Origin of the sequence: Streptacidiphilus carbonis (assembly GCF_000787775.1) — a bacterium.
In the GTDB taxonomy this organism is placed as follows: domain Bacteria; phylum Actinomycetota; class Actinomycetes; order Streptomycetales; family Streptomycetaceae; genus Streptacidiphilus; species Streptacidiphilus carbonis.
Genome location: NZ_BBPM01000004.1, coordinates 1 through 25,333, shown reverse-complemented (window position 1 = coordinate 25,333; position 25,333 = coordinate 1). Strand labels below are relative to the sequence as shown.

Sequence of the window (25,333 nt, the reverse complement as noted above, 5' to 3'; positions counted from 1 at the left end):
AGGTACGGTAATCCCATGGCCGACCCGTCCACGTACCGTCCAGCACCGGGGCAGATTCCGACGTCGCCCGGCGTCTACAAGTTCCGTGACGCCAACTCGCGGGTGATCTACGTCGGCAAGGCGAAGAGCCTGCGGCCCAGGCTGTCCTCCTACTTCCAGGACCTGGCCAACCTGCACCCGCGTACCCGGCAGATGGTCACCACCGCCGCCTCGGTGGAGTGGACCGTGGTCGGCACCGAGGTCGAGGCGCTGCAGCTGGAGTACAGCTGGATCAAGGAGTTCGACCCGCGCTTCAACGTCAAGTACCGCGACGACAAGAGCTACCCCTCGCTGGCGGTGACGCTGAACGAGGAGTTCCCCCGGGTGCAGGTGATGCGCGGGCCCAAGAAGCGCGGGGTGCGCTATTTCGGCCCGTACGGTCACGCCTGGGCGATCCGGGAGACGGTGGACCTGTTGCTGCGGGTCTTCCCGGTGCGCACCTGTTCCGCCGGGGTGTTCAAGCGTGCGGAACAGGTCGGCCGGCCCTGCCTGCTGGGCTACATCGGGAAGTGCTCGGCGCCCTGCGTGGGCCGGGTCACCCCGGAGCAGCACCGTGAACTCGCCGAGGAGTTCTGCGACTTCATGGCCGGCCGCACCGGCACCTATCTCCGCCGGCTGGAACGGGAGATGAAGGAGGCCGCCGCCGAGATGGAGTACGAGCGGGCCGGACGGCTGCGCGACGACATCGAGGCGCTGAACCGCGCCATGGAGAAGAACGCGGTCGTGCTCTCCGACGGCACCGACGCCGACCTGCTGGCCATCGCCGAGGACGAACTCGAGGCCGCGGTCCAGATCTTCCACGTCCGCGGCGGCCGGGTCAGGGGGCAGCGCGGCTGGGTCACCGACAAGGTCGAGAACGTCGACACGGCCGGCCTGGTCGAGCACGCGCTGCTGCAGCTGTACGGGGAGGAGACCGGCGAGGCCGTCCCGCGCGAGGTGCTGGTGCCGGCGCTGCCGCAGCCGCTGGAGCCGGTGGCGGTGTGGCTGGGCGAACGCCGGGGCGGCGCGGTGGACCTGCGGGTGCCGCAGCGCGGCGACAAGCGCGAGCTGATGGTCACCGTGGAGCGCAACGCCGCCCAGGCCCTGGCCCTGCACAAGACCAAGCGCGCCGCGGACCTGACCACCCGCAGCGTCGCACTCCAGGAGATCGCCGACGCGCTCGATCTCGAGACCGCTCCGCTGCGGATCGAGTGCTACGACATCTCCCACCTCCAGGGGCAGGACGTGGTCGCCTCCATGGTGGTGTTCGAGGACGGGCTGGCCCGCAAGTCCGAGTACCGCCGGTTCGCCATCAAGGGCTTCGAGGGCCAGGACGACGTCCGCTCGATGCACGAGGTGATCACCCGCCGCTTCCGGCACCAGGAGCAGCCGAGCGAGCGGGACGAGGAGACCGGCAAGCCGCGCCGGTTCGCCTACCCGCCGCAGCTGATCGTGGTGGACGGCGGCGAGCCGCAGGTCGCGGCGGCCCAGCGGGCGCTGACCGAGCTGGGCGTCACCGATGTGGCGCTCTGCGGCCTGGCCAAGCGGCTGGAGGAGGTCTGGCTGCCGGACGAGGACGACCCGGTGGTGCTGCCGCGCAGCAGCGAGGGCCTCTACCTGCTGCAGCGGGTCCGGGACGAGGCGCACCGCTTCGCGATCAGCTACCAGCGGCAGAAGCGCGCCAAGCGGCTCACCACCGGCGCCCTGGATTCGGTGCCGGGGCTCGGGGAGAGCCGGCGGCAGGCGCTGCTCAAGCACTTCGGGTCGCTGAAGCGGCTCAGGGCGGCGACAGTGGAGGAGATCTGCGAGGTCCCCGGCGTCGGCCGGCGGACCGCCGAGGCGGTGGCCGCGGCGCTGGCCGAGAAGCGGCCTTCGGCCCCTGCGGTCAACACGGCGACCGGTGAGATCCTCGAGGAACCCGGTGACCATGTCACTCATGCGAGTGAAAACGGGAAGCCGGAGCCCGTGCCGGGCGTTGACACCAATGAGAAGAAGGACGACATGTCCGAAACAGGGGAGCCCACGTGAGTGAGTCCGGCGGTGAGAACGTACCCGAGCTGGTGATCATCTCCGGTATGTCCGGGGCCGGCCGCAGTACGGCCGCGAAGTGCCTGGAGGACCTCGGTTGGTTCGTCGTCGACAACCTGCCGCCGTCGCTGATACCGACGATGGTCGACCTCGGCGCGCGCTCGCAGGGCGCGGTGGCGCGGATAGGCGCCGTCGTGGATGTGCGCGGCCGCAGCTTCTTCGACGACCTGCTGGCCTCCCTGGAGGACCTGGAGCGGCGCGGCGTCCGGTTGCGGGTGCTCTTCCTGGAGGCCTCCGACGACGCCCTGGTGCGCCGTTTCGAGAGCGTGCGCCGGCCGCACCCGCTGCAGGGCGACGGCCGGATCGTGGACGGCATCGAACAGGAGCGCACCCTGCTGCGCGACCTGCGCGGCGAGGCCGACCTGGTGATCGACACCTCCAGCCTCAACGTCCATGAGCTGCGCGCCAAGATGGACGCCCAGTTCTCCGACGACCAGGAGCCGCAGCTCCGGGCCACGGTGATGTCCTTCGGCTTCAAGTACGGCCTGCCGGTCGACGCCGACCTGGTGGTGGACTGCCGCTTCCTGCCCAATCCGCACTGGGTCCCCGAACTGCGCCCGCGCACCGGCACGGACGAGGAGGTGGCCCGCTACGTCTTCGACCAGCCGGGCGCCAAGGAGTTCCTGGACCAGTACGCGGATCTGCTCCGGATCGTCACCGAGGGCTATCGCCGGGAAGGCAAGCGCTATATGACACTTGCCGTAGGCTGCACCGGAGGGAAGCACCGCAGTGTGGCGATGTCGGAGCGGCTGGCGAAGCGCTTGATCGCCGACGGGCTGGAGACGGTGCTGGTGCACCGGGACATGGGGCGCGAGTAGCGGCCGGAGCCCGGGCACGGCCCCGAAGAAAACTGCAGCGCGGACGGACGAGGGGCACGAGTGGCGTCACACATCGTTGCTGGACGGCAGCAGGCGCGACGCCGGGGCGCTCCGATGATCACCGCCCTGGGCGGCGGTCAGGGTCTGGCGGCCTCGCTGCGGGCCCTGCGGAGACTGACCGGCGACCTCACCGCGGTGGTCACCGTCGCCGACGACGGCGGCTCCAGCGGGCGCCTGCGTGCCGAGTTGGGCGTGCTGCCGCCCGGTGACCTGCGCAAGGCGCTGGCCGCGCTGTGCGGCGACGACGACTGGGGCCGGACCTGGTCCGAGGTGATCCAGCACCGCTTCCAGAGCGACGGCGAACTGCACGGCCACGCGGTGGGGAACCTGCTGATCGTGGCCCTGTGGGAGAAGCTCGGCGACCCGGTCGAGGCGCTGGCGTACGTCGGCAGACTGCTCGGCGCGCACGGCCGGGTGCTGCCCATGTCCGCGGTGCCGCTGGACATCGAGGCCACCGTGCGCGGCCTGGACCCGGACCGTCCCGAGCGGCTCTCCACCGTCCGCGGGCAGGCCGAAGTCGCGGTCACCCCGGGGGAGGTGGAGTCGGTGCGGCTGCTGCCGCAGGACCCGCCGGCGGTGCCCGAGGCGGTGGCCGCGGTGCTCCAGGCGGACTGGGTGGTGCTCGGCCCGGGCTCGTGGTTCACCAGCGTGCTGCCGCACCTGATGGTCCCGGACCTGCGGGACGCCCTGGTGCAGACCCGGTCCCGGAAGGTGCTGGCGCTCAACCTGGTGGCGCAGCCGGGGGAGACCGAGGGCTTCTCGCCGCAGCGCCACCTGGAGGTGCTCGGGGCCCACGCCCCGGACCTCACCGTGGACTTCGTGCTCGCCAACGCGGGCACGGTGGCCGACCCCGAGGCTCTGCGCAGCGCGGCCAAGCGTCTCGGAGCCGAACTGGTACTCGACAACGTCGCAGCCACGGACGGCTCCTCCGGGCGACACGACCCGGAGCTTCTGGCCGCAGCGTACGACCGGATCTTCAGGATGCATGGAAGGATCGCGCCATGGCGATGACGGCAGCGGTGAAGGACGAAATCAGCCGGCTCCCCGTCACCCGGGCCTGTTGCCGCAAGGCGGAGGTGTCGGCGATCCTGCGGTTCGCGGGCGGTCTGCACCTGGTGAGCGGACGCATCGTGATCGAGGCGGAGCTGGACACCGGCGTTGCGGCACGGCGGTTGCGCAAGGACCTGTTGGAGATCTTCGGACACTCCTCCGACCTGGTGGTGATGGCCCCCGGCGGTCTGCGACGCGGCAGCCGGTACGTGGTGCGGGTGGTGAAGGACGGCGATCTGCTGGCCCGGCAGACCGGGCTGGTGGACGGGCGCGGACGGCCGATCCGGGGCCTCCCCCCGGCGGTGGTGTCCGGGGCGACCTGCGACGCCGAGGCGGCCTGGCGCGGAGCCTTCCTGGCGCACGGCTCGCTCACCGAGCCCGGCAGGTCCTCCTCGCTGGAGATCACCTGCCCCGGCTCCGAGGCGGCGCTGGCCCTGGTCGGCGCGGCGCGGCGGCTCGGCATCCCGGCCAAGGCCCGCGAGGTGCGCGGGGTGGACCGGGTGGTGATCAGGGACGGCGACGCCATCGGCGCGCTGCTGACCCGGCTGGGCGCGCACGAGTCGGTGCTGGCCTGGGAGGAGCGGCGGATGCGCCGCGAGGTCCGGGCGACCGCCAACCGGCTGGCCAACTTCGACGACGCCAACCTGCGCCGCTCGGCCCGTGCCGCGGTGGCCGCCGGCGCGCGGGTGCAGCGGGCGCTGGAGATCCTCGGCGAGGAGGTCCCGGAGCACCTGGCCGCCGCCGGACGGCTGCGGATGGAGCACAAGCAGGCCTCGCTGGAGGAGCTGGGCTCGCTGGCCGACCCGCCGCTGACCAAGGACGCGGTGGCCGGGCGGATCCGCCGGCTGCTGGCGATGGCCGACAAACGGGCCTCGGAGCTGGGGCTGCCCAGCACCGAGCACAACCTCTCCGAGGGCGACTCCTACGGTGGCGACTCCTACGGCGGCGACGGGTACGGCGGCGAGCCGCACCGGTCCGGCGCCTACGGCGCACAGGAGCTGGCCGCGCACTGAGGCCGACGTACACCCGTTCGCGCATCGGGCACCGCGGTAATCCACGGAAATACCGGTGAAATCCCCGTGAAACCGGGGTGAATGCCGCCCCTGGACTCGACGTCCAGGGGCGGCGTCGTCGTGTCAGGCAGGTCTGATGTGCTCTCCGCCACTGGCGCGGGGTAGGGTTTTAAGCGGTCGGGGACATCCCATTCCAGCTCGTCGGCGTACAGCGCCGACGTACCAGCGAGGAGATCGGTTCGTGACGATCCGGGTAGGCATCAACGGGTTCGGCCGCATTGGTCGTAACTTCTTCCGTGCGGTTATCGCCCAGGGCGCGGACATCGAGATCGTCGGTGTCAACGACCTGACCGACACCAAGACCCTGGCGCACCTGCTCAAGTACGACTCGACCCTGGGCACCCTGCACGCCGAGGTGACCCACACCGACGACAGCATCACCGTCGACGGCAAGAGCTTCAAGGTCACCGCCGAGCGCGACCCCGCCGCCCTCAAGTGGGGCGAGCTGGGCGCCGACATCGTGATCGAGTCGACCGGCTTCTTCACCAAGGCCGAGCAGGCCAAGAAGCACCTGGTCGGCGGCGCCAAGAAGGTCCTGATCTCGGCTCCGGCCAGCGACGAGGACATCACCGTGGTGATGGGCGTCAACGACGACAAGCTCGACGTCGCCAAGCACACCATCATCTCCAACGCCTCCTGCACCACCAACTGCGTGGCGCCGATGGCCAAGGTCATCCACGAGGCCTTCGGCATCGTCAAGGGCATGATGACGACGGTGCACGCGTACACCAACGACCAGGTCACCCTGGACTTCCCGCACAAGGACCTGCGTCGCGCCCGCGCCGCGGCCCTGAGCATCATCCCGACCTCCACCGGTGCCGCCAAGGCCACCGCGCTGGTGCTTCCGGAGCTCAAGGGCAAGCTGGACGGCACGTCGCTGCGCGTCCCGGTCCCCACCGGCTCCATCACCGACCTGGTCGTGGACCTGGAGCGCGAGGTCACCAAGGACGAGGTCAACGCCGCCTTCCAGAAGGCGTCCGAGGGCTCGCTCAAGGGCTACCTGTACTACAACGAGGACCCGATCGTCTCCCGCGACATCGTCAACTCGCCGTTCTCCTGCATCTTCGACGCCCCGCTGACCATGGTCCAGGGCAACCAGGTGAAGATCTTCGGCTGGTACGACAACGAGTGGGGCTACTCCAACCGCCTCGTCAACCTGACCACCCTCGTCGGTGGCCAGCTCTGACGAGCTGCGCGGAAGAGAAGTAGACGGAGCAGGACCCGGACTTCGAAAGGTCCGGGTCCTGTTCTCATGACCCACCTCCATCCGTCGTACCACCTCCCCAGGAGCGTTCTGACGTGCAGACCATCGACGACCTCGACGTCGCAGGCAAGCGGGTGTTCGTCCGCGCCGACCTCAATGTGCCGCTGTCCGGCACCGACATCACCGACGACGGCCGGATCCGCGCCGTCGCGCCGACCATCGCCAAGCTGGCCGCGGCCGGCGCCAAGGTGATCGTCGCCTCCCACCTGGGCCGTCCCAAGGGCGCGCCCGACCCGCAGTACAGCCTGGCGCCGGTCGCGGTGCGCCTAGGCGCCATCCTCGGCCAGGACGTCGCCTTCGCGACCGACACCGTCGGCGACAGCGCCGCCGCCACCACGGCCGCCCTCAAGGACGGCCAGGTCGCGCTGCTGGAGAACCTGCGCTTCAACGCGGGCGAGACCAGCAAGGACGACGCCGAGCGCGGCGCCTTCGCGGACCGGCTGGCGGCCCTGGCGGACCTCTACGTCGGCGACGGCTTCGGCGCCGTGCACCGCAAGCACGCCTCCGTCTTCGACCTGCCGGCCCGGCTGCCGCACGCCGTCGGCCTGCTGATCGCCACCGAGGTCGGCGTGCTCAAGCGGCTCACCGAGCAGGTCGAGCGCCCCTACGTGGTGGTGCTCGGCGGCTCCAAGGTCTCCGACAAGCTCGGCGTGATCGACAACCTGCTGGGCAAGGCCGACCGGATCCTCATCGGCGGCGGCATGGCCTTCACCTTCCTCAAGGCGCAGGGCCACGACGTCGGCAGCAGCCTGCTGCAGGAGGACCAGATCCCGGTCGTGCTGGAGTACCTGGCGCGCGCCGAGAAGAACGGCGTGGAGTTCGTGCTCCCCGTCGACGTCGCGGTCTCCGCGAGCTTCCCCGATCTGAAGGCCAAGACCCCGGTCGAGGACTTCGAGGTGGTCGCCGCCGACGCGATGCCGGCCGGCAAGATCGGCCTGGACCTCGGCCCGGCCACCGGCGAGCTGTTCGCGGCCAAGCTGGCGGACGCGGCGACGGTGTTCTGGAACGGCCCGATGGGCGTCTTCGAGCACCCGGACTTCGCCGCGGGCACCCGGGCCGTCGCCGAGGCGCTGGCCGACGGCGACGCGTTCTCGGTGGTCGGCGGCGGCGACTCGGCCGCAGCCGTCCGCATCCTGGGCTTCGACGAGAAGAAGTTCGGACACATCTCGACGGGTGGCGGCGCCAGCCTCGAGTACCTGGAGGGCAAGACCCTCCCCGGCCTGGCCGCACTGGAGAACTGAAGCACATGACTGATGCACGCACCCCGCTGATGGCGGGCAACTGGAAGATGAACCTCAACCACCTCGAGGCCATCGCCCACGCCCAGAAGCTCTTCTTCGCGCTCAACGACAAGGACCACGCGGCCGTCGAGGTCTGCGTCCTGCCGCCGTTCACGGATCTGCGCTCGGTGCAGACCCTGGTCGACGGTGACAAGATGAAGATCAAGTACGGTGCCCAGGACATCTCCGCCCAGGACTCCGGCGCCTACACCGGTGAGATCTCCGGGCCGATGCTGGCCAAGCTGAAGTGCAGCTACGTGGCCATCGGCCACTCGGAGCGGCGCGAGTACCACGGCGAGACCGACGCGATCGTCAACGCCAAGGTCAAGGCCGCGTTCCGGAACGGCATCGTGCCGATCCTCTGCGTCGGCGAGGGCCTGGACGTGCGCAAGGCCGGCAACCAGGTCGCCTACACCCTGGCGCAGCTGGACGGCGCCCTCGACGGCGTGCCGGCCGAGGACGCCGAGTCGATCGTGGTGGCCTACGAGCCGGTGTGGGCCATCGGCACCGGCGAGGTCGCCACCCCCGAGGACGCCCAGGAGGTCTGCGGCGCGATCCGGGGCCGGCTGGCCGAGCTCTACAGCCAGGAGCTGGCGGACAAGGTCCGGGTGCTCTACGGCGGATCGGTGAAGGCCTCGAACGCGGCCGGGATCATGGCCAAGCCGGACGTCGACGGCGCCCTGATCGGCGGCGCGGCGCTGGACCCGGAGGAGTTCGTGAAGATCGTTCGCTACCGGGACCAGGCAGTAGGCTGACCTCGGTCTAGAGTATGCAGGGCCGGGACGGACAGGCGGTGCCTGCCGACCCGGCCCTGTGGCACATTGGAGTACAACTCCACACATCGATTACGAGAGATTGGTCCCGCCGTGATCCTCGGCTTCTCGATCGCGTTGATCTTCTTCAGCGTGATGATGGTCGTCCTCGTCCTGCTGCACAAGGGCAAGGGCGGCGGCCTTTCCGACATGTTCGGTGGCGGTATGTCCTCCACCGGCGGTGGCTCCGCCGTCGCCGAGCGCAACCTCGACCGCATCACCATCTTCATGGGTGTCGGTTGGTTCGCCTGCATCATCATTCTGTCGCTGCTGCTGAAGGCCAAGAACGGCTGATCAGCCCGCTGGCGGCAGAACGTCTGCGGAGCACCCCTGCCCCGAAAGCTGACGGAGTGTCGCCCGGCCGCCTATCATGAGTGACAGTTGTCACCGGTGGCGGTGTCGGGCGGTACTTATGCGGTCCGTACACTGGGACGACTCCGTCGGAGAAGGGGGGCGACGGGACACTGTGGGGGCCGGGCCTCGGGGGCGCGGATTCCTCCCACGTGACTATCGCAACGCACCAGCACGCAGGGAGTCAGACCGTGGCAAGTGGCAACGCCATCCGTGGCAGCAGGGTCGGGGCAGGCCCCATGGGGGAAGCCGAGCGCGGCGAGTCCGCTCCTCGGCTCCGTATCTCCTTCTGGTGTGCCAACGGGCATGAGACCCGCCCGTCGTTCGCCTCCGACGCACAGATCCCGGACACCTGGGACTGCCCGCGCTGCGGATTCCCGGCCGGGCAGGACGAGGAGAACCCGCCGGCCCCGCCGCGTACCGAGCCGTACAAGACGCACCTCGCGTATGTCCGCGAGCGCCGCAGCGACGCCGACGGCGAGGCGATCCTCGCTGAGGCGCTGGCGAAGCTGCGCGGGGAGATCTGAGCAGCGGCAAGCAGCAACAAGGGCAAGCAGCAACAGCGGTAAGCAGGACTGACGCAGGGGCGCCGCCCCGGACACCTACCTCACCAGGCGGTCCGGGCCGGAGCCCCTGTGGCTTTTCCGCTCATCCGTCGATCCGGCCGGCCAGGACCCTGCGGCGGCAGGCGGACGGCGTGCCCCAGGCGTTGCGCAGCACCCGGGCCCGGCGGATCCACAGCGAGAGGTCGAACTCGTCGGTGTAGCCGATCGCGCCGTGCAGTTGCAGCGCGGCCCGGGCGGCGGCATAGCCGGCCTCGCCGCAGGCGGCCTTCGCCGCGGCGATATCGCTGCCGGCGCTCGGCAGGGCATCCTGCAGGGCCACCGCCGCGCCGTACAACAGCGGTTCGGCGAAGTCGAGTTGGAGCAGTACGTCGGCGAGCCGGTGCTTGACCGCCTGGAAGCCGCCGATGGGGGTGCCGAACTGGGTGCGGGTCCTGGCGTACTCGACGGTCGCGGCGAGCAGGTGGCGCCCGGTCCCCAGGGCGAGCGCCGCGGTACAGAGGGCGGCCAGCCCGGTGGCGCGTTCGGCGCCGGACTCCACGGCGATCGCGTCCTCGGGCAGTCCGACCCGGCGGGCCGGGTCCAGGGACTGCCGCAGCGGTGCCTTTCCTTCGCCGACGCGCAGCACCGCGTCCGCCAGGTCGGGGTCGGCCGCGTAGCCGCCCTCGGCCGCCAGGGAAAGGATCACCTGCCCCGACGCCACCCCGGGGAGCAGCGCCGTCTGCCCGACCGACTCCAGCAGGGTGCTCGCGGCGAAGGTCTCGGCCAGCGGTCCCGGCATCCCGTGGCGTCCCAGTTCGACGCAGCTGAGCACCAGTTCGACCGGCAGCAGCCCGGTGCCGCCGTACGTCTCGGGCACCGCGAGCGCGAACACCCCGACGTCGGCCAGCCGCCGCCAGAGCGCCCGCAGCGGTGCGTCGTCGCCCGCCGCGCGGGACCGGATCACGGCGGGGACGTCGGCGGCGGAGAGCAGCGCGTCCAGGCTGGCGGCGAAGCCCCGCTGCTCGGCGTCGAGGAGGAACCTCATCCGCGCCGTCCCTTCGGCAGGCCGAGCAGCCGCTCGGCGACGATGTCCCGCTGGATCTCGTTGGTGCCGCCGTAGATCGGCCCCGCGAGGGCGAAGACATAGCCCTCGGACCACTCCTCCGCATCGGCCAACTCGCCCTCCGGGCCCAGCAGGTCGAGCGCCGTCTCATGGAGCGTCAGGTCCAGTTCGGACCAGTGCAGCTTGTTGAGGCTGGACGCGGCCCCGGTCGGCCCGCCCTCGCCGGAGGCCGCCGCGAAGGCTGACAACTGGTAGGCCCGCGCGCCGATCACGGCGTCGGCGACCCGCTCGGCGAGCGCGGCGTCACCGGGGTCGCCGAGCCGGCGCCACAGAGCCACCAGCCGGTCCGCCGCGGCCAGGAAGCGCCCCGGGCTGCGCAGGGTCAGTCCGCGCTCGTTGCCGGCCGTGCTCATCGCGGCCCGCCAGCCCCGCCCGGCCTCGCCGATCACATCGCGGTCCGGCACGAACACGCCGTCCAGGAAGATCTCGGCGAAGGCCGGCTTGCCGTCCAGCCGTCCGATCGGGCGCACCGTCACCCCCGGTGCGTCCAGCGGGAACATCAGATAGGTGAGGCCGCGGTGCCGGGCCCCGGACTCCTCGACCGGGGTGGACCGGAACAGGCCGAAGGCGCGGTCGGCGAAGGCGGCCCGGGAGGACCAGGTCTTGGACCCGTCCAGCAGCCAACCGCCGTCGGCGCGGCGGGCGGTGGAGCGCAGCGCGGCCAGGTCGCTGCCGGCGCCCGGCTCGGACCAGGCCTGGGCCCAGACGGTCGCCCCGCTCGCCATCTCCGGGAGGATGCGGGCCCGCTGCTCGCCGGTGCCGTGCTCGAACAGGGTCGGGGCCAGCAGATTGATGCCGTTCTGGCTGACCCGCCCCGGCGCCCCGGCGGCGTAGTACTCCTCCTCGAAGAGCAGCCAGCGCAGCAGCGAGGCGTCCCGGCCGCCGTACTGCCGCGGCCAGGAGACCACGGACCAGCGGTCCGCGTGGAGTTCCTGCTCCCAGGCGCGGTGGGCGGCGAATCCGGGCCCGGTCTCCAGCGAGGGCAGCCGGTGCGCGGGGACGTGCCGGCGCAGCCAGTCCCTGGCCTCGTCGCGGAACTCCTGGTCCGCGCCGCTGATCCGAAGGTCCATCACCGCAGGTCCTCCTTCCCTAACAAGTGTTTGGTAGGTTAACGTGCGAGGAGTCGGCCGTCGAGAGGTGGGCCCGGTGGCGAACGCATCACCTGACTACCCGTCAGCACATGGGCTGCTGAACGGTCGCAGCGCCGTGGTCACGGCCGCGGCCGGGGCCGGGATCGGCGGCGCCACCGCGCGGCGGTTCCTGGAGGAGGGCGCCGAGGTCGTCCTCGGCGACGCCCATGCGCGCCGGCTCAAGGAGACCGTCGAGGCGCTGGCCGGGGAGTTCGGCGCGGACCGGGTGGCCGGCACGGTCTGCGACGTCACCGACGAGCAGCAGGTGGCCGCGCTGCTGGAGCTGGCCGAGGCACGGCACGGCCGGCTCGACATCCTGGTCAACAACGCCGGCCTGGGCGGCACCGCGACCCTGGAGGAGATGACCGACGAGCAGTGGGACCGGGTCCTGGACGTCACCCTCACCGGCACCATGCGCTGCACCCGCGCGGCGCTGCGCCGGTTCCGGGCCCGCGGCGCCGCCGGAGCGAGTACTGGTCCGAGTACCGGGGCGGGTGCCGGGGTGATCGTCAACAACGCGTCGGTGGTGGGCTGGCGGGCCCAGGCCGGGCAGTCCCACTACGCGGCGGCGAAGGCCGGGGTGATGGCGCTGACCCGCTGCGCCGCCGTCGAGGCCGCCGACCTGGGGATACGGGTCAACGCGGTCGCGCCGAGCCTGGCGATGCACCCGCACCTGGCCAAGGTCACCACGCCGGAGCTGCTGGAGGAGCTGACCGCGCGGGAGGCCTTCGGCCGCTGGGCCGAGCCGTGGGAGGTGGCGAACGTCATCGTCTTCCTGGCGAGCGGATACTCGTCCTATCTGACGGGCGAGGTCGTCTCCGTCAGCAGCCAGCACCCGTGACCCAGCAACCTTGACCCAGCACCCGCTACGAGGAGCAGACCCGCGATGACGACGTCCCGGCCGACAACGGCAGCGGCCGCCCCGGCCACCAGGCGGGACGAGCTGCTGGCCACAGCCGCTCAGGTGTTCGCCAGACAGGGCTACGACGCCACCACCGTTCGCGAGATCGCCGATGCCGCCGGCATGCTGGCCGGCAGCCTCTACTACCACTTCGACTCCAAGGAGTCGATGCTGGACGAGATCCTCTCCGGCTTCCTCGACGAGCTCTGGACCGGCTACGACGCGGTGCTCTCGGCAGGTCTCGGCCCCCGGGAGACCCTGGAGGCACTGGTCGTCGAGTCGTTCCGGGAGATCGACCGGCACCGCGACGCCGTCGCCATCTACCAGCGCGAACGCCATCTCGCCGGGCAGCCGAGGTTCGGCTACCTGACCGACTCGATGAACCGCTTCGAGGCCGCCTGGCAGGGGACGCTGGAGCGTGGCGTCGCCGAGGGGGCCTTCCGGGCCGACCTCGACCTACGGTTGGTGTACCGCTTCGTCCGCGACACGGTGTGGGTGGCCGCCTCCTGGTACCGGCCGGGCGGCCGCCACGACGCCGCCGAGATCGCCCGGCAGTACCTGAGCATGCTGCTCGACGGCATCTCGACGACGACCCGCCCCTGAGACCGTCCCAGCCCCCGGCCGCAGCCCCGGCCGCAGCCCCCCGTCCCAGCCCACAGCCCCCACCCAGCAGGAGGAACGACCACCATGCCCGAGGCCTACATCGTCGAAGCCGTCCGCACCCCCGTCGGCCGTCGCCGCGGCGGCCTGGCGTCCGCCCACCCCGCCGACCTGGGCGCCCATGTGCTGAAGGCGCTGGTCCAGCGGTCGGGAGTGGACCCGGCGCTGGTCGAGGACGTGGTCTTCGGCTGCCTGGACACCGTCGGCCCGCAGGCCGGGGACATCGCCCGGACCAGCTGGCTGGCGGCCGGGCTGCCCGAGGAGGTGCCCGGTGTGACCATCGACCGCCAGTGCGGCTCCTCGCAGCAGGCGGTGCACTTCGCCGCGCAGGCCGTGATGTCGGGGACCAGCGACCTGGTGGTGGCCGGCGGCACCCAGAGCATGTCGCAGATCCCGATCGCCTACTCCTCGCGCGAGGCCGCCCTGCCGCTGGGGCTCACCGAGGGCCCGTACGCCGGCTCGATCGGCTGGCGTGAGCGCTACGGCGACCAGCCGGTGGACCAGTTCCACGGCGCCGAGATGATCGCCGAGAAGTGGGACATCTCCCGCGAGGAGATGGAGCGCTTCGCCCTGCAGTCGCACCAGCGGGCTGCCCGCGCCATCGACGAGGGCCGCTTCGACCGCCAGATCGCCCCGTACGGGGAGGTCCGGCAGGACGAGGGCCCGCGCCGGGACACCACCCTGGAGAAGATGGCCGGACTGAAGCCGCTGACCGAGGGCGGCCGCCTGACCGCCGCCGTCTCCTCCCAGGTCTCCGACGGCGCCTCGGCGATGCTGATCGCCTCCGAGCGCGCCGTCGCCGAGTACGGCCTGACCCCGCGCGCCCGGGTGCACCACCTCTCGGTGCGCGGCGAGGACCCGATCCGGATGCTCTCCGCCCCCATCCCGGCCACCGCGTACGCGCTGAAGAAGGCCGGCATGACCATCGACGACATGGACCTGGTGGAGATCAACGAGGCCTTCGCCCCGGTCGTGCTGGCCTGGCTCAAGGAGACCGGCGCCGATCCGGCCCGGGTGAACGTCAACGGCGGCGCCATCGCCCTGGGGCACCCGCTGGGTGCGACCGGCGTGCGGCTGATGACCACCCTGCTGCACGAGTTGGAGCGCACCGGCGGCCGCTACGGCCTGCAGACCATGTGCGAGGGCGGCGGCCAGGCCAATGTGACCATTATCGAGCGGTTGTAGGCAGCGAGGCCGTCGGCGGTTCGGCGGCCGTTCCACCGGAGTCCTTCGCCATGCCGTGCGGCAGCCGCCGCACGGCGGCCGAGCCGAGCGGGGCCACGGCCGCGAGGGCGTAGACGATGCCCGCGACGGTGGCCACCCGGAAGCCGCCGAAGGCGTGCGCCAGCGGTCCCACACTCAACTGGCCGATCGGAATGGCCAGATAGGACAGCAGATCGTCGTAGGAGGAGACCCGGGACAGCACCTCGGGCGGGACGTGCTCCTGCAGCGAGGTGTCCCAGCCGATGCCGACCACGGAGGCGCTCAGACCGGCGACGAACGAGGCCGCGATCAGCCATGGGGCGTGCAGCCCGGCACCCAGCGCCAGCAGCGGCAGCGCCCCCAGGACCGTCACCGACTGCCCCAGCCGCAGCAGGTGACGGACCGTCAACCGGTACATCAGCGCGCTGGTCAGCAGCAGCCCGACGCCCCGGGCGCTGAGCACGAAGCCCCAGGCGGCCTCGCCGCTGACCTGCCTGGTGAGCGAGGGGCCGAGGACCTGCCAGGTGCCGACCTGCACCAGGTTGATCGCACAGAAGGACAGCGCCACCGTCCAGACCCAGCGGATGCGGCGGAACCCGGTCCAGCCCTCGCGCAGGGACGTCAGAATCCCGGTGCCCCGCGCGGCCGGCATCCGGTCGCTGAGGTCGAGTCGGACCAGGCACAGCGCTGCCAGCACAAAGGTGAGGGCGTCGAAGGCGATGGCCGGACCACCGCCGAAGGCCACCACCAGGACGCCGGAAAGGCTGGGGCCGAGGATCTTGGTGGCATTGCGCATCGACCCCAGCAGCGCATTGGCCTGCCGCAGCTGGCCCCGGCCCACCAACTGCGGCACCACCCCGCGCAGCGCCGGGGTGGTGAAGGCGTCCAGGACGCCGTTGAGCAGGCTCAGTACGGCGATCGGAGCCAGTGAGTAGCGCCCGGTCAGCAGCAGCACGGCCACCCCGCCCTGGGTGACCCCCGAACCGAGGTTGGCGGTCAGCAGCACCGTCCGGCGCGGGAACCGGTCGGCGACGGCACCGCCGAGCAGCAGGAAGCCCAGCAGCGGGACCATCCGGGCGGTGACGACGATGCCGAGGTCGCCGGTGCTCCCCGAGGCGTTGAGCACCGCGAACGCCAGTGCGACCGGCGCCATCGACGAACCCAGCAGGGACACCAGCTGTGCGCTGAAGAACCAGCGGAAGTTCGGCAGCCCGAGCAGGGCGAAGCGCTGGAGGGAGAGGGAGGGCATGGGCGGCAGTCTGCGGGGCCCGGAGGGACGCGCACTATTGTTTCGGCAGGAGGCGAAAGATGACCCTGCTGCGGCTGACCCCGCTGGCCCTGTCGCGGTCCCGGTTCGCACTGTCCCCGCTGGCCGAGACGCTGGGCTCGATCAAGGTGCTGCACGCGGACCACTGCGACCCGTGGATGGCGGCCTGGTACACCCGCCATCACGACGCGTTCACGGCCGTCCTGGACGCGGACCCGTTCGCCAAGGGCTTCGTCCGGCTGATCAGCTCCACCAAGTGGCTGCCCGGCTTCGTCGTAGCGCCGCCGCGCGGCGGGATGCGCACCGCCTTCGACGACGAGGTCGCGGCCCTCCCGCCCTTCTCCGACCAGCAGGTACGTGCCGAACTGGAGGAGTCGGTGGCGAAGAGCTGGGAGCAGCACGACCTGTCGCGCTGGCTCACCGGCCGGGACTGGTTCGACCGCGCCGTCGAGGTGTTCCGTCACGTATGGACCACCTACGTGGAACCTGACTGGCCGCGACGGCGTGCGCTGCTGGAGCGGGACGTCACCTACCGGGCCGGGCTGCTGGCCGCCTACGGCTGGCCCCGGGCGCTGGAGTTCATGAGCCGCCAGAGCGCCTGGGTCGGCGCCGACGCGATCCGCTTCAGCCGCCAGACCTACCCCGACCGCATGATCGGCGACGACGGCATCCTGTTCGTCCCGGTGACCCTGTCCCGCGGCACCTGGCTCTGCGAGAGCGCGGACGACCGGTACGCCCTGGTCTACCCGGCCCGCGGGGCGGCCTCGGGCCCCGTGGAGGGCCGGCCCCGGCGGGCTCTGGACCGGCTGATCGGCGCCGGTCGTGCGGGGATCCTGCGGGAGCTGGACCGGCCGGCCACGAGCAGCGAGCTCGCTGTACAGCTGGGGCAGTCGCTCGGCACGATCGGCGGTCACCTCGGCGTTCTGCGGGAGGCCGAACTGGTCGTGGGTACCAGGGTCGGACGGCGGGTGGTGTACCGGCGGACCGAGGCGGGGGACGGGCTGCTGGGTTGAGCCTTCGGGTGCGGGCCGTGCATGGCTGGTCGCGCCGTTCCCCGCGCCCCTGATAGTGCAACTTGCCCGCCGTGGGTCAGTTGCAGCCCCCAGGGGCGCGGGGAACTGCGCGATCGACCAGGCACAGGCCGCGCCCGAAGGACTACACAGTCACCACCGCCCCCGCCACACCCGACAGCGCGGCCTCCGCCTCCCCCATGATGCGGTCCATCAGCTCCCGTACCGAGGGCAGGTCCTCGATCAGTCCGGCGACCTGGCCGGAGGCCATCACGCCGAGGTCGGTGCGGCCGTCGACCATGGCGGCCTTGAGCAGCATCGGGGTGTTGGCGGCGAGCAGCACCTGGCTCCAGCTCAGCTGCTGCCCGTGCTTCATGGCCAGGCCGTCGCGGATCATCGCGGACCAGGAGAGCCCCGAGACGGCGCGGAACGCGGCGGCGTGCCGCAGCGCCCGGGCCAGTGCGCGGGTGCGGCCCGCCTGCTCCAGGGCGGTGACCAGGTCGCTGCGGAGCATCCGGTGCGGCAGGCCGTCCACCTTGGTGGTGACGGTGACGTCATGGACTCCGGCGGCGAGGTAGCGGGACTTGACCGCGTCGGGGACGGTGCTGTCGGAGGTGAGCAGGAAGCGGGTGCCCATGGCGATGCCGGCCGCGCCGAAGGCGAGCGCGGCTACCAGGCCCCGGCCGTCACGGAAGCCGCCTGCGGCGATGACCGGGATGTCGACGGCGTCCACGACCTGGGGGAGCAGCACGGTGGTGGCGACCGCGCCGGTGTGCCCGCCGCCCTCGCCGCCCTGGACCAGGACGGCGTCCGCGCCCCAGGCGGCGACCTTCTCGGCGTGCCGGCGCGCGCCGATGCTGGGGATGACGACCACCCCGGCGTCCTTGAGCCTGGCGATCAGCTCGCGCGAGGGCGCCAGCGCGAAGGAGGCGATCCGGACGCCCTCCGTGGCGATGATCTCGGCGCGTTCGGCCGCGTCGCCCGTGTCGGCGCGCAGGTTCACCCCGAAAGGCGCATCCGTGCGGGCCTTCACCTCTCGTACTGCGGAACGTAGTTGATCAGGCGTCATGGTCGCCGAGGCGAGGATCCCCAGCCCGCCGGCCCGGGCCGTCGCGGTGACCAGGCGGGGGCCGGCGACCCAGCCCATACCGGTCTGGACGACGGGGTGGCGGATTCCGGCCAGCCGGGTGAGCGGGGTGTCCAGCCGGAACGGGGAGGCCGGGGTCATCCGCGCACCTCCCGATCGCGGGCCCCGCGCGGGTCGAGTACGTCCCGGATCAGCCGGAGCTCCTCGGCGGAGGGTTCGCGGGTGGACGGAACCGCATCCGGCAGGACCAGGGGGAAGCCGGTCGCGGCCACCACCTGTTCGACCGTCGCTCCCGGGTGCACCGAGACCAGCCGGATCGCCCGCTCCGGGCCGCCGAAGTCCAGTACGGCCAGGTCGGTGACGATCCGTCGGAGGTCCTGGAACCGCCCCGCGGTACCGTGCAGCCGCCCGTGTCCGACTCCGCTCACCACGTCCACCCGTCCGGTTACGAACACCCGGGTGCTGTGGCGCGGGATCCAGTAGCTGGTGGGGTTGTTGACGGTGTTCCCGGGAGCGCCGCGCACGCCCAGCAGTTGCCGGGCCGGCCGGGACCAGTCGCCGATGGCGGAGATGTTCTGGTTGCCGTGCCGGTCCAGCTGGCCGGCGCCCATCATCACATGACGGTGGCCCATCGCCACCAGCTCCAGGTGCTTCCGGTAGGGCAGCGCGCCCTCCACCGCCGCCGGGGTCGCGCCGAGCGCGGGGACGTCGGCCGCGAGCAGCGCCTCGCCGTCGGTGATCAGCAGGTCCGGTTCGAAGGTGAGCTTGGCCAGCCGGGCGCCCAGGGTCGGCACCACCCCCATCGCCGCGGCCAGCACCTCGCCGTCCCCGCGCCAGGCCTCGGCGCAGGCGATCACGCAGTACTCGGCCCTGCTCACTCCTGGTTCGGTGCCGGTCGTCGACGTGGTCACCGGTTCGCCTCCGCCCGCAGGGCCGCCACGGCGGCCCGGTAGTCCTGCTCGTCCCCGGAGAGGAAGCGCTGCTCGAAGGCCGCCCACGCCGAGGGGTCCGCGGCGGCCTGGGCGTAGGCGCGCTGGAAGGACTCGTCGCGGTCGTAGTCGGGGGCGCAGGAGGTGAAGTGGGCGCCGCCGGGCGCCTCCACCACGCCGGTGACCGACCAGCGGGGGACCAGCACGGATCCCGGCGGACCCTCCTTCTGCAGCTCGGCGGTGTCGACCAGCCGCTCGCAGCTGAGGTAGGCGGTGTCGGCGGCCGCGCAGAACAGGTCGTCCATGTAGGGGTCGGGGCCCAGGCACTGGCCGTTGCCGAGCCGGTCCGCGCGGTTGAGGTGGACCAGCGCGGCGTCCAGCCGCAGCGCCGGTACGGCGACCAGTTCCTCGCCGTCGGGGTAGGGCGAGACGACGGTCCGCAGCTCCGGGTTGACCCGCAGCACGTCCGAGCCCAGGCCGGCCCGGGTCGGCAGGAAGGGGAGCCGGTGGGCGGCGGCGGTCAGCCCCTGCAGCAGCATGCCCTCGTCGTACTCGGTCAGCCGCTCCAGCGCCCCGCTCTCCCGGGCGGCCCGGAAGTGCGGCTCCAGCGGGATCGAGTCCAGCGTGACGAAGGCGGTGACCAGGTGCTGGATCCGTCCGGCCGCGGCCAGCAGGCCGATGTCGGGGCCGCCGTAGGAGACCACGGTGAGATCCCGCAGGCCGGCCCGCAGGATGGCCCTGACCAGGGCCATCGGCTTGCGCCGTGAACCCCAGCCACCGATCCCCACGGTCATTCCGCTGCTGAGCCGGGAGACGGCCTCGTCGGCGTTCATCCTCTTGTCCATGGCGCTCACTCGCCCCTCGTCCCGGTCGCGATGAAGGCCTCGCGGTGGGCGTCCGAGGCGCCGGCGAGGTTGGCCTCGAAGGTGAACCCCTGCTCGAAGCGGTAGCTGCGGCGGACGTCGACCGGGTCGATGCCGTTGATGGCCTCCTTGGCCAGCCGCAGCAGATAGCCGTCCTTGGCGGCGATCTGCCGGGCCAGGGCCAAGGCGGCGTCCTGCAGCCGCTCGCGCGGGACCACCTCCCAGACCGTCCCGAAGCGGTGCAGCTCCTGGGCGCTGACGGTCCGTCCGGTGAAGTACATCGGGCGCATCAGGTGCGGTGGCACCAGCCGGGCCAGATGGGTGGCCGCGCCCAGCGCGCCGCGGTCGAGCTCGGGCAGGCCGAAGACGGCGTCCTCTGAGGCGACGATCGCGTCGGCGTTGCCGACCAGGCCGATCCCGCCGCCGAGGCAGAACCCCTGGACCGCGGCGACGACCGGCACCTGGCACTCGTAGACGGCGGCGAAGGCCTCGGCGCAGCCCCGGTTGGCGCCGATCAGCGCCTGCGGTCCGGGGTCGCGCTGGATCTCCTTGATGTCGACCCCGGCGTTGAACCCCCGCCCGGGCGCCTCCAGCAGCACCACCCGGACGGCGGGGTCCTGCCCGGCCTCCCGAAGCGCCTGGGCGAGCTCGTACCAGCCGGCCACCGGCAGGGCGTTGACGGGCGGGTAGGAGACGGTGACGACGGCGATGCCGGCGTCCGGTCCGGTGCTGTCGGCGATCGAGGTGGAGACACCCATGGGATTCTCGGCTACCTTTCCACCAAACGTTAGTTAGGTACGTCAGGGTCGACGGTAGCAGTGCAACCAGCGGTAGGGGAGCCCCGGATGACACACCGTCAGGAACTGTCCGGCCGTGTCGCCGTGGTCACCGGGGGCACCCGCGGGGTGGGCGCAGGCATTGCCAGGTCGCTGCTCGCGGCCGGTGCGGTCGTGGTCGCCGCGTCCCGCAGGCCCCCGGCGACCAGCGTCGAAGTGCCGGGCGGCAAGGCCGAGTTCCGTGCGCTGGACGTACGCGACCCGAAGGCCGGGGCGGCGCTGCTGGCGCAGGTCGCCGCCGACCACGGCCGGTTGGACCTGCTGGTCAACAACGCCGGCGGGACGCCCTACCTGCCGCTGGCCGAGGGCGATGCCGAACGGCACCGCCGGGTCCTGGAGCTGAACCTGATCGCGCCGCTGCTGCTGTCGCGGGCCGCGCACGCGGTGATGCGCAAGCAGCCCGACGGCGGATCGATCGTCATGATCGGCAGCGTCAGCGGCTCGCGCCCCTCGCCCGGCAGCGCCGCCTACGGCGCGGCCAAGGCCGGACTCGACCACCTCGCCCGCACCCTCGCCGTGGAGTGGGCCCCGGCGGTGCGGGTGAACACCCTGGTCCTCGGCATGGTGCGGACCGAGGCCTCGGCGCTGCACTACGGGGACGAGGAGGGAGTCGCCGCGGTCGGCCGGACCGTCCCGCTGGGCCGCCTCGCCGAGCCGGACGAGGTCGGCGAGGCGGTGGTCTTCCTGGCCTCGCCCCGGGCAGGCTACATCAGCGGCGCCTCGCTGCTGCTGCACGGCGGCGGCGAACGCCCCGCCTTCCTCGACGCCGCCACCGCCAACCACTGACCTCCCACTCCCGAAGGAGTCTCCCGCCATGCCAGGACTGGCCGAGGGCCGTACCGTCATCGTCACCGGCGCGGGGCGCGGGCTCGGCCGCGCCCATGCGCTCGCCTTCGCTGCCGAGGGCGCTGCGGTCGTGGTCAACGACCTGGGCGTCGGCAGGGACGGGACCCCGGACCCGGACAGCCCCGCCGCAGCCGTGGTCGCCGAGATCGAGGCGCTCGGCGGCCGGGCGGTCGCCCACGGCGGCGACATCACCACCGAGCAGGGCGCCGCCGACCTGGTCGCCCTCGCCCTCGACACCTATGGCCGCTTGGACACCCTGGTCAACAACGCCGGGTTCCTTCGCGACCGGATGCTGGTCAACCTGGACGCCGACGACTGGGACGCGGTGATGCGGGTCCATCTGCGCGGCCACTTCCTGCCGCTGCGGCAGGCCGCCGCGCACTGGCGGGCCGAGGCCAAGGCCGGGCGGCCGGTGGCCGGACGGATCGTCAACACCAGCTCCGGGGCCGGGCTGCAGGGGAGTGTCGGCCAGGGCAACTACTCCGCCGCCAAGGCCGGGATCCTCGGGCTGACCTTCGTCGCCGCGGCCGAGTTCGCCGGCTACGGCGTGCAGGTCAACGCGATCGCGCCGTCCGCCAGGACCAGGATGACCGAGGGTGCGATCGCCACCGCGCTGCCCGAACCCGAGGACGTGTCCCCGCTGGTGGTGTGGCTCGGCAGCGACGCCAGCGCCGGGGTCACCGGGCGGGTGCTCGAGGTGGAGGGGGGTAGGATCACGGTGATGGAGGGCTGGCGGGCCGGCCCCGCCGCGCGCAACGCCGGTCGCTGGACCCCGGTCGAGGCGGGCGAGGCGGCCCGGAAGCTGCTGGCAGCAGCCGAACCGCCCGCGCCGGTCTACGGGGCGCGCAAGTCCTAGTCCGAACCCTCAGGCCCTCCAGTCCGCCCTGCGGCCCAGGAAGTTGAGCAGCGAGTCGGCCTCGTCCGCGTCGATGGCCGGCTCGATCGCCGGGCCGAAGGCGAACCCGCGCAGCGGCTCCACCAGGGCGTCGGCGGCCGGCCGCAGCGCGAGCGCGAGCCCCGGCCGCAGCGGGGAGGGCTGCCCGGTGGCCACCGCGATGTCCCAGGCATGGATCGCCGCGTCCAGCGAGGCCGCTGCCACGCCCACCCCGGCGGGCAGCTTGAACGGCGGCAGCGGCACGCCGATCTCGGTGTCCGGGGAGTCCACCGTCCCGAACGCCGCGACGACGGCGGCCAGCGCCGGCTCCAGCAGTTCGGCCGGGCTGCCCTCGAACGACCCGGAGGGCGAGAAGGGGTCTTCCGCCGGCTTCGGCCCACCGGTCAGGGCTGACGCGTAGGCCAGTTGGTCACCCGCCGCGTGCTGCAGCACCTGGGTGACATTCCAGGCCTCGGCGGGGGTGGGGCGGTCCCAGCCGTCGGCCGGGATGCCCATGACAGCGGTGCGCAGTGCCTGGTGCGCCTCGGTGAGGAGGTCCCATGTCGTGCCTTGGGTGGCTGGAGGCTTCATGCTCGGATCGTAGTCCAAGCATCGGTCCGGTAGCTGATCTACCCATGACCGAAAGGTAGTTGATTGATAATCAGTAATGCACGGCAACAGTCAGCAGATGACCGCTCACCCCCAGCAGCGAGGGCACCGACCTACCGTCCGGGCCGCCACATGGTGTCCATCCGGGGGGCGTGCTTCGGGAGCTTGAGGGCGCCGGTGACCTGGAAGCCGAAGTGCTCGTACAGCGGGACGTTGGCCGGGTTGCTGGACTCCAGGTAGGCGGCCAGGCCCTCCTGGTCCACCCGGTCCAGCCGGGAGCGCAGCAGGGCCGCGCCCACGCCTTTGCCGTGCAGGTCGGGCTCGACGCCGAGGATGAAGAGGTACCAGTGCGGCTCGTCCTGCGGGTGGGCCTTGAAGCAGGCGGACTGCAGGGCGTCGCCGTACCGGATCCGGCGTCCGTAGGCGCGCAGGTAGCCGGGGACGGCGGCGAGCTGGTCCGGCGTGCTGGGTCTGGCCTTCCCCGGCGGCAGCCAGAGCGCTGCGCCGACGATCCGGCCGCCCTCGTCGCAGGCCACCTCGACCCCGCCGTGCTTCAGCACCTCGTGGCGCAGCATGGTCCGGAAGATCCCGCGGAGCCGCCTCGGCCTGGTCCGATCGTCCGGCAGCGACCAGAACCACTGCGGATCGTCGTGGAAGGCCAGTGCCAGCGTCCCGGCCGCCTCCTCGATGTCGGACTCGACGGCCGGACGGACGGTGATCCCTGAATCCCCCATGGCCCGATCGTAGGCGCGGCGCGGTCGAGCTGTCGACGGGGCGGAAACGCCGACGGCCCGGCGACCGCCGTTCACGGCGGCACCGGGCCATCAGGGTTTTGACGAGCCGTCAGGCGGAAGCCGGTGGGTACATCTCCGCCGGGATCTTCGCCGCCGCCGCCCGGTCCAGCAGCCAGAGCGTGCGCTGCTGGCCGTAGGCGCCGGAGGCGGGGGCCTGGATCTCGCCGGGGCTGCTCAGGGCCAGGGCGACGGCCTCGGCCTTGTCCTCGCCCGCGGCGAGCAGCCACACCTCGCGTGCCGCCCGGATCGCCGGCAGAGTCAGCGAGACCCGGACCGGCGGGGGCTTGGGCGCTCCCCGGACGCCCACCACGGTGCGGGAGGTCTCCCGCACGCCGGGGTGTTCGGGGAACAGCGAGGCGATGTGGGTGTCGGGGCCGACACCCAGCAGCAGCACGTCGAAGCTGGGCACGCCCGCGTGGTCACCCGGCCGTGCCGCCTTGGCGAGTTCGGCGGCGTATCGTTCCGCCGCCGCCTCCGCGTTGTCGCCGTCCACCCCGCCCGACGCGGGCATGGCATGCACCCGCGCCGGGTCGAGCGGCACCGCGTCGAGCAGTTCGTCGCGGGCCTGGGTGACATTGCGCTCCGGGTCGCCCTCCGGCAGGAAGCGTTCGTCGCCCCACCACAGGTCGAGCCTGGACCAGTCCACCGCGTCCCGGGCCGGTGACGACGCCAGCGCCGCGAGCAGCGCGTTGCCGTTGCGGCCGCCCGTCAGCACCACCGAGGCGGTGCCGCGGGCGGACTGGGCGTCCACGATCCGGGTGATCAGCCGGGCCGCCGCGGCAAGGGCCATGAGCTCCTTGTCGCGGTGGACCACCAGTTGCGGCGCTGTCACTTCTGGGTCCGGTTCGCCGAGGCGGCGGACTTCTTGGCCGGGGCCATGGTGGCGGGCTTGGCGGCTGCCTTCTCCGCCGACTTCGCCTCCGCCTGCTCGGACCGGGCCTGACCGGCCGCGGTCCTGGCGTCGACGACCTCGTGCCCGACCGGCGAACCGTCCTGGTGCAGCTTCTCCACGCCGTAGCGCACCGCCGCCGCGTAGATGTCGTCCGGGTCTAGCCGGCGCAGCTCCTCGGCGATCAGCTCGGCCGTCTCGCGGCGCTTGAGCGCCACCATCCGGTCCGGCTGGTCCGGCATGGAGAGCTTGGCCAGCAGGCCGTCCGAACGCTCCAGGGTGACGTCGCCGCCCGCGGTGTGCAGGCGTACGGCGGTCAGGCCGGGGCCGTCGGTGACGACCCGGTCCACCTTGATGTTCAGCCGGTCGGCGAGCCACAGCGCCAGCAGTTCCGCGCTGGGGTTGTAGGACTCGCCCTCGACGACCGCCGAGGCGACCTTGACCCGCCGCTGGTCCAGGGCCGCCGCCAGCATGGAGCGCCAGGGGGTGATCCGGGTCCAGGCGAGGTCGGTGTCGCCGGGGGTGTAGGAGGCGGCCCGGACGCCGAGCTGCTCGACCGGGGACTCGGCGGAGACGGCGTCGGTGATCCGGCGCTGGGCGAGTGCGCCCAGCGGGTCCTTGGCGGCGTTCTCGGGTGCGTTCTCCGGCCACCAGACGACCACGGGGGCGTCGGGCAGCAGCAGGGGCAGCACCACCGACTGGGCCTGCGACGCGAGTTCGCCGTGCAGCCGGAGCAGCACGGTCTCGCCGGTGCCGGCGTCGGAGCCGACCCGGATCTCGGCGTCCAGGCGGGCCTCCGCGCGGGCCCGGGGCGAACGCCCGGGCCTGCGGATGACCGCGAGGATGCGCGAGGGGTGCTCGCGGGAGGCCTCGCCGGCCGCCTTGAGCGCGTCGTAGGCGCTGCCCTCGTCGGTGACGATGACCAGGGTGAGCACCATGCCGATGGCGCCGGT

26 protein-coding genes are annotated in these 25,333 nt (G+C 72.4%); 15 read left to right on the top strand and 11 right to left on the bottom strand.

Going from position 1 to position 25,333, the window contains the following annotated elements:
- Positions 1–15 precede the first annotated feature (15 nt).
- The 9 genes from uvrC (at position 16) to TR46_RS04085 (ending at position 9,341) form a co-directional block, all read left to right on the top strand.
- Positions 16–2,046, top strand: a complete 2,031-nt coding sequence (gene uvrC / locus TR46_RS04125; protein WP_084717875.1) for an excinuclease ABC subunit UvrC — start codon at positions 16–18, stop codon at positions 2,044–2,046.
- Positions 2,043–2,924 carry an RNase adapter RapZ gene (gene rapZ / locus TR46_RS04120; RefSeq protein WP_042393534.1) on the top strand — a complete coding sequence of 294 codons (882 nt, stop codon included), beginning with the start codon at positions 2,043–2,045 and terminating at the stop codon, positions 2,922–2,924. Before uvrC ends, rapZ begins: the two co-directional genes overlap by 4 nt.
- 60 nt (positions 2,925–2,984) lie before the next feature.
- On the top strand, positions 2,985–3,995 hold the full coding sequence (locus tag TR46_RS04115) for a gluconeogenesis factor YvcK family protein (protein ID WP_042393523.1): 1,011 nt from the start codon (positions 2,985–2,987) through the stop codon (positions 3,993–3,995).
- Entirely contained in the window at positions 3,986–5,047 is a 1,062-nt protein-coding gene (gene whiA / locus TR46_RS04110; RefSeq protein ID WP_236655196.1) for a DNA-binding protein WhiA, read from the top strand. The genes TR46_RS04115 and whiA overlap by 10 nt, the downstream gene beginning before the upstream one ends.
- Positions 5,048–5,288: 241 nt before the next feature.
- Positions 5,289–6,293 carry a type I glyceraldehyde-3-phosphate dehydrogenase gene (gene gap / locus TR46_RS04105; protein WP_042393519.1) on the top strand — a complete coding sequence of 335 codons (1,005 nt, stop codon included), beginning with the start codon at positions 5,289–5,291 and terminating at the stop codon, positions 6,291–6,293.
- 113 nt (positions 6,294–6,406) lie between these two features.
- Entirely contained in the window at positions 6,407–7,612 is a 1,206-nt protein-coding gene (locus TR46_RS04100) for a phosphoglycerate kinase (RefSeq protein WP_042393516.1), read from the top strand.
- A 5-nt stretch (positions 7,613–7,617) separates the two neighbouring features.
- The gene (tpiA, locus tag TR46_RS04095; protein ID WP_042393513.1) at positions 7,618–8,406 is read left to right on the top strand and encodes a triose-phosphate isomerase; all 789 of its coding nucleotides are present in this window, start codon (positions 7,618–7,620) and stop codon (positions 8,404–8,406) included.
- Positions 8,407–8,517: 111 nt separating this feature from the next.
- Complete coding sequence (gene secG, locus TR46_RS04090) at positions 8,518–8,757, top strand: preprotein translocase subunit SecG (protein WP_030258736.1); 240 nt, start codon at positions 8,518–8,520, stop codon at positions 8,755–8,757.
- Positions 8,758–9,005: 248 nt separating this feature from the next.
- A complete protein-coding gene (locus tag TR46_RS04085) occupies positions 9,006–9,341 on the top strand; it encodes an RNA polymerase-binding protein RbpA (protein WP_084714863.1) in 336 nt (111 codons plus the stop codon).
- 121 nt (positions 9,342–9,462) lie between these two features.
- Here TR46_RS04085 and TR46_RS04080 read toward each other — a convergent pair whose 3' ends face one another.
- Together TR46_RS04080 and TR46_RS04075 are read right to left on the bottom strand one after the other, a co-directional pair.
- On the bottom strand, positions 9,463–10,404 hold the full coding sequence (locus tag TR46_RS04080) for an acyl-CoA dehydrogenase family protein (protein WP_042393506.1): 942 nt from the start codon (positions 10,402–10,404) through the stop codon (positions 9,463–9,465).
- Positions 10,401–11,552 (bottom strand): acyl-CoA dehydrogenase family protein, encoded by a 1,152-nt coding sequence (locus TR46_RS04075; protein WP_042393504.1) that lies wholly within the window; start codon positions 11,550–11,552, stop codon positions 10,401–10,403. The genes TR46_RS04080 and TR46_RS04075 overlap by 4 nt, the downstream gene beginning before the upstream one ends.
- Positions 11,553–11,628: 76 nt before the next feature.
- Here TR46_RS04075 and TR46_RS04070 point away from each other — a divergent pair, with 76 nt between their 5' ends.
- From TR46_RS04070 to TR46_RS04060, 3 genes are all read left to right on the top strand, one after another.
- Positions 11,629–12,453, top strand: a complete 825-nt coding sequence (locus TR46_RS04070; RefSeq protein ID WP_042394086.1) for an SDR family oxidoreductase — start codon at positions 11,629–11,631, stop codon at positions 12,451–12,453.
- A 45-nt stretch (positions 12,454–12,498) separates the two neighbouring features.
- On the top strand, positions 12,499–13,116 hold the full coding sequence (locus tag TR46_RS04065; protein WP_042393502.1) for a TetR/AcrR family transcriptional regulator: 618 nt from the start codon (positions 12,499–12,501) through the stop codon (positions 13,114–13,116).
- Between the two features lie 84 nt (positions 13,117–13,200).
- Positions 13,201–14,358, top strand: coding sequence for an acetyl-CoA C-acetyltransferase (locus TR46_RS04060; protein WP_042393499.1), 1,158 nt, complete (start codon positions 13,201–13,203; stop codon positions 14,356–14,358).
- On the opposite strand, the gene TR46_RS04055 is transcribed toward TR46_RS04060, so the two are convergent.
- Complete coding sequence (locus tag TR46_RS04055; RefSeq protein WP_042393496.1) at positions 14,342–15,625, bottom strand: MFS transporter; 1,284 nt, start codon at positions 15,623–15,625, stop codon at positions 14,342–14,344. The two genes, TR46_RS04060 and TR46_RS04055, sit on opposite strands and share 17 nt — an antisense overlap.
- A gap of 59 nt (positions 15,626–15,684) precedes the next feature.
- On the opposite strand from TR46_RS04055, the gene TR46_RS04050 reads away from it, so the two are divergent.
- Entirely contained in the window at positions 15,685–16,656 is a 972-nt protein-coding gene (locus TR46_RS04050; RefSeq protein WP_042393494.1) for a winged helix-turn-helix domain-containing protein, read from the top strand.
- Between the two features lie 142 nt (positions 16,657–16,798).
- Here TR46_RS04050 and TR46_RS04045 read toward each other — a convergent pair whose 3' ends face one another.
- Genes TR46_RS04045 through TR46_RS04030 form a run of 4 tightly spaced genes read right to left on the bottom strand, consistent with a single transcriptional unit; the run spans position 16,799 to position 20,290 of the window.
- Positions 16,799–17,857 (bottom strand): NAD(P)H-dependent flavin oxidoreductase, encoded by a 1,059-nt coding sequence (locus tag TR46_RS04045; RefSeq protein WP_042394085.1) that lies wholly within the window; start codon positions 17,855–17,857, stop codon positions 16,799–16,801.
- Positions 17,858–17,877: 20 nt separating this feature from the next.
- Positions 17,878–18,651: a CoA-transferase subunit beta gene (locus TR46_RS04040; protein WP_042393491.1), complete on the bottom strand. Its 774-nt coding sequence runs from the start codon at positions 18,649–18,651 to the stop codon at positions 17,878–17,880.
- On the bottom strand, positions 18,648–19,514 hold the full coding sequence (locus tag TR46_RS04035) for a CoA transferase subunit A (RefSeq protein ID WP_042394082.1): 867 nt from the start codon (positions 19,512–19,514) through the stop codon (positions 18,648–18,650). The genes TR46_RS04040 and TR46_RS04035 overlap by 4 nt, the downstream gene beginning before the upstream one ends.
- Positions 19,515–19,519: 5 nt before the next feature.
- Positions 19,520–20,290, bottom strand: a complete 771-nt coding sequence (locus TR46_RS04030) for an enoyl-CoA hydratase family protein (protein ID WP_042393476.1) — start codon at positions 20,288–20,290, stop codon at positions 19,520–19,522.
- An 87-nt stretch (positions 20,291–20,377) separates the two neighbouring features.
- On the opposite strand from TR46_RS04030, the gene TR46_RS04025 reads away from it, so the two are divergent.
- Together TR46_RS04025 and TR46_RS04020 are read left to right on the top strand one after the other, a co-directional pair.
- The gene (locus TR46_RS04025) at positions 20,378–21,154 is read left to right on the top strand and encodes an SDR family oxidoreductase (RefSeq protein ID WP_042393474.1); all 777 of its coding nucleotides are present in this window, start codon (positions 20,378–20,380) and stop codon (positions 21,152–21,154) included.
- A 28-nt stretch (positions 21,155–21,182) separates the two neighbouring features.
- The gene (locus TR46_RS04020) at positions 21,183–22,070 is read left to right on the top strand and encodes an SDR family oxidoreductase (RefSeq protein WP_042393471.1); all 888 of its coding nucleotides are present in this window, start codon (positions 21,183–21,185) and stop codon (positions 22,068–22,070) included.
- A 9-nt stretch (positions 22,071–22,079) separates the two neighbouring features.
- On the opposite strand, the gene TR46_RS04015 is transcribed toward TR46_RS04020, so the two are convergent.
- The 4 genes from TR46_RS04015 to opcA form a co-directional block, all read right to left on the bottom strand.
- Positions 22,080–22,679: a TIGR03086 family metal-binding protein gene (locus TR46_RS04015; protein WP_042394078.1), complete on the bottom strand. Its 600-nt coding sequence runs from the start codon at positions 22,677–22,679 to the stop codon at positions 22,080–22,082.
- Between the two features lie 131 nt (positions 22,680–22,810).
- Positions 22,811–23,431, bottom strand: coding sequence for a GNAT family N-acetyltransferase (locus TR46_RS04010; protein WP_042393468.1), 621 nt, complete (start codon positions 23,429–23,431; stop codon positions 22,811–22,813).
- Between the two features lie 109 nt (positions 23,432–23,540).
- Entirely contained in the window at positions 23,541–24,323 is a 783-nt protein-coding gene (pgl, locus tag TR46_RS04005) for a 6-phosphogluconolactonase (RefSeq protein ID WP_042393464.1), read from the bottom strand.
- Positions 24,320–25,333 (bottom strand): glucose-6-phosphate dehydrogenase assembly protein OpcA (opcA, locus tag TR46_RS04000; RefSeq protein ID WP_042393460.1); only part of this gene is annotated, 1,014 nt, incomplete at its 5' end. The genes pgl and opcA, both read right to left, overlap by 4 nt.

Coding starts and splice junctions, on each gene's coding strand:
- uvrC (WP_084717875.1), top strand. CDS start 16: ATGGCCGACCCGTCCACGTACCGTCCAGCACCGGGGCAGATTCCGACG.
- whiA (WP_236655196.1), top strand. CDS start 3,986: ATGGCGATGACGGCAGCGGTGAAGGACGAAATCAGCCGGCTCCCCGTC.
- tpiA (WP_042393513.1), top strand. CDS start 7,618: ATGACTGATGCACGCACCCCGCTGATGGCGGGCAACTGGAAGATGAAC.
- TR46_RS04080 (WP_042393506.1), bottom strand. CDS start 10,404: ATGAGGTTCCTCCTCGACGCCGAGCAGCGGGGCTTCGCCGCCAGCCTG.
- TR46_RS04075 (WP_042393504.1), bottom strand. CDS start 11,552: ATGGACCTTCGGATCAGCGGCGCGGACCAGGAGTTCCGCGACGAGGCC.
- TR46_RS04065 (WP_042393502.1), top strand. CDS start 12,499: ATGACGACGTCCCGGCCGACAACGGCAGCGGCCGCCCCGGCCACCAGG.
- TR46_RS04060 (WP_042393499.1), top strand. CDS start 13,201: ATGCCCGAGGCCTACATCGTCGAAGCCGTCCGCACCCCCGTCGGCCGT.
- TR46_RS04055 (WP_042393496.1), bottom strand. CDS start 15,625: ATGCCCTCCCTCTCCCTCCAGCGCTTCGCCCTGCTCGGGCTGCCGAAC.
- TR46_RS04050 (WP_042393494.1), top strand. CDS start 15,685: ATGACCCTGCTGCGGCTGACCCCGCTGGCCCTGTCGCGGTCCCGGTTC.
- TR46_RS04035 (WP_042394082.1), bottom strand. CDS start 19,514: ATGGACAAGAGGATGAACGCCGACGAGGCCGTCTCCCGGCTCAGCAGC.
- TR46_RS04030 (WP_042393476.1), bottom strand. CDS start 20,290: ATGGGTGTCTCCACCTCGATCGCCGACAGCACCGGACCGGACGCCGGC.
- TR46_RS04025 (WP_042393474.1), top strand. CDS start 20,378: ATGACACACCGTCAGGAACTGTCCGGCCGTGTCGCCGTGGTCACCGGG.
- TR46_RS04020 (WP_042393471.1), top strand. CDS start 21,183: ATGCCAGGACTGGCCGAGGGCCGTACCGTCATCGTCACCGGCGCGGGG.
- TR46_RS04015 (WP_042394078.1), bottom strand. CDS start 22,679: ATGAAGCCTCCAGCCACCCAAGGCACGACATGGGACCTCCTCACCGAG.
- TR46_RS04010 (WP_042393468.1), bottom strand. CDS start 23,431: ATGGGGGATTCAGGGATCACCGTCCGTCCGGCCGTCGAGTCCGACATC.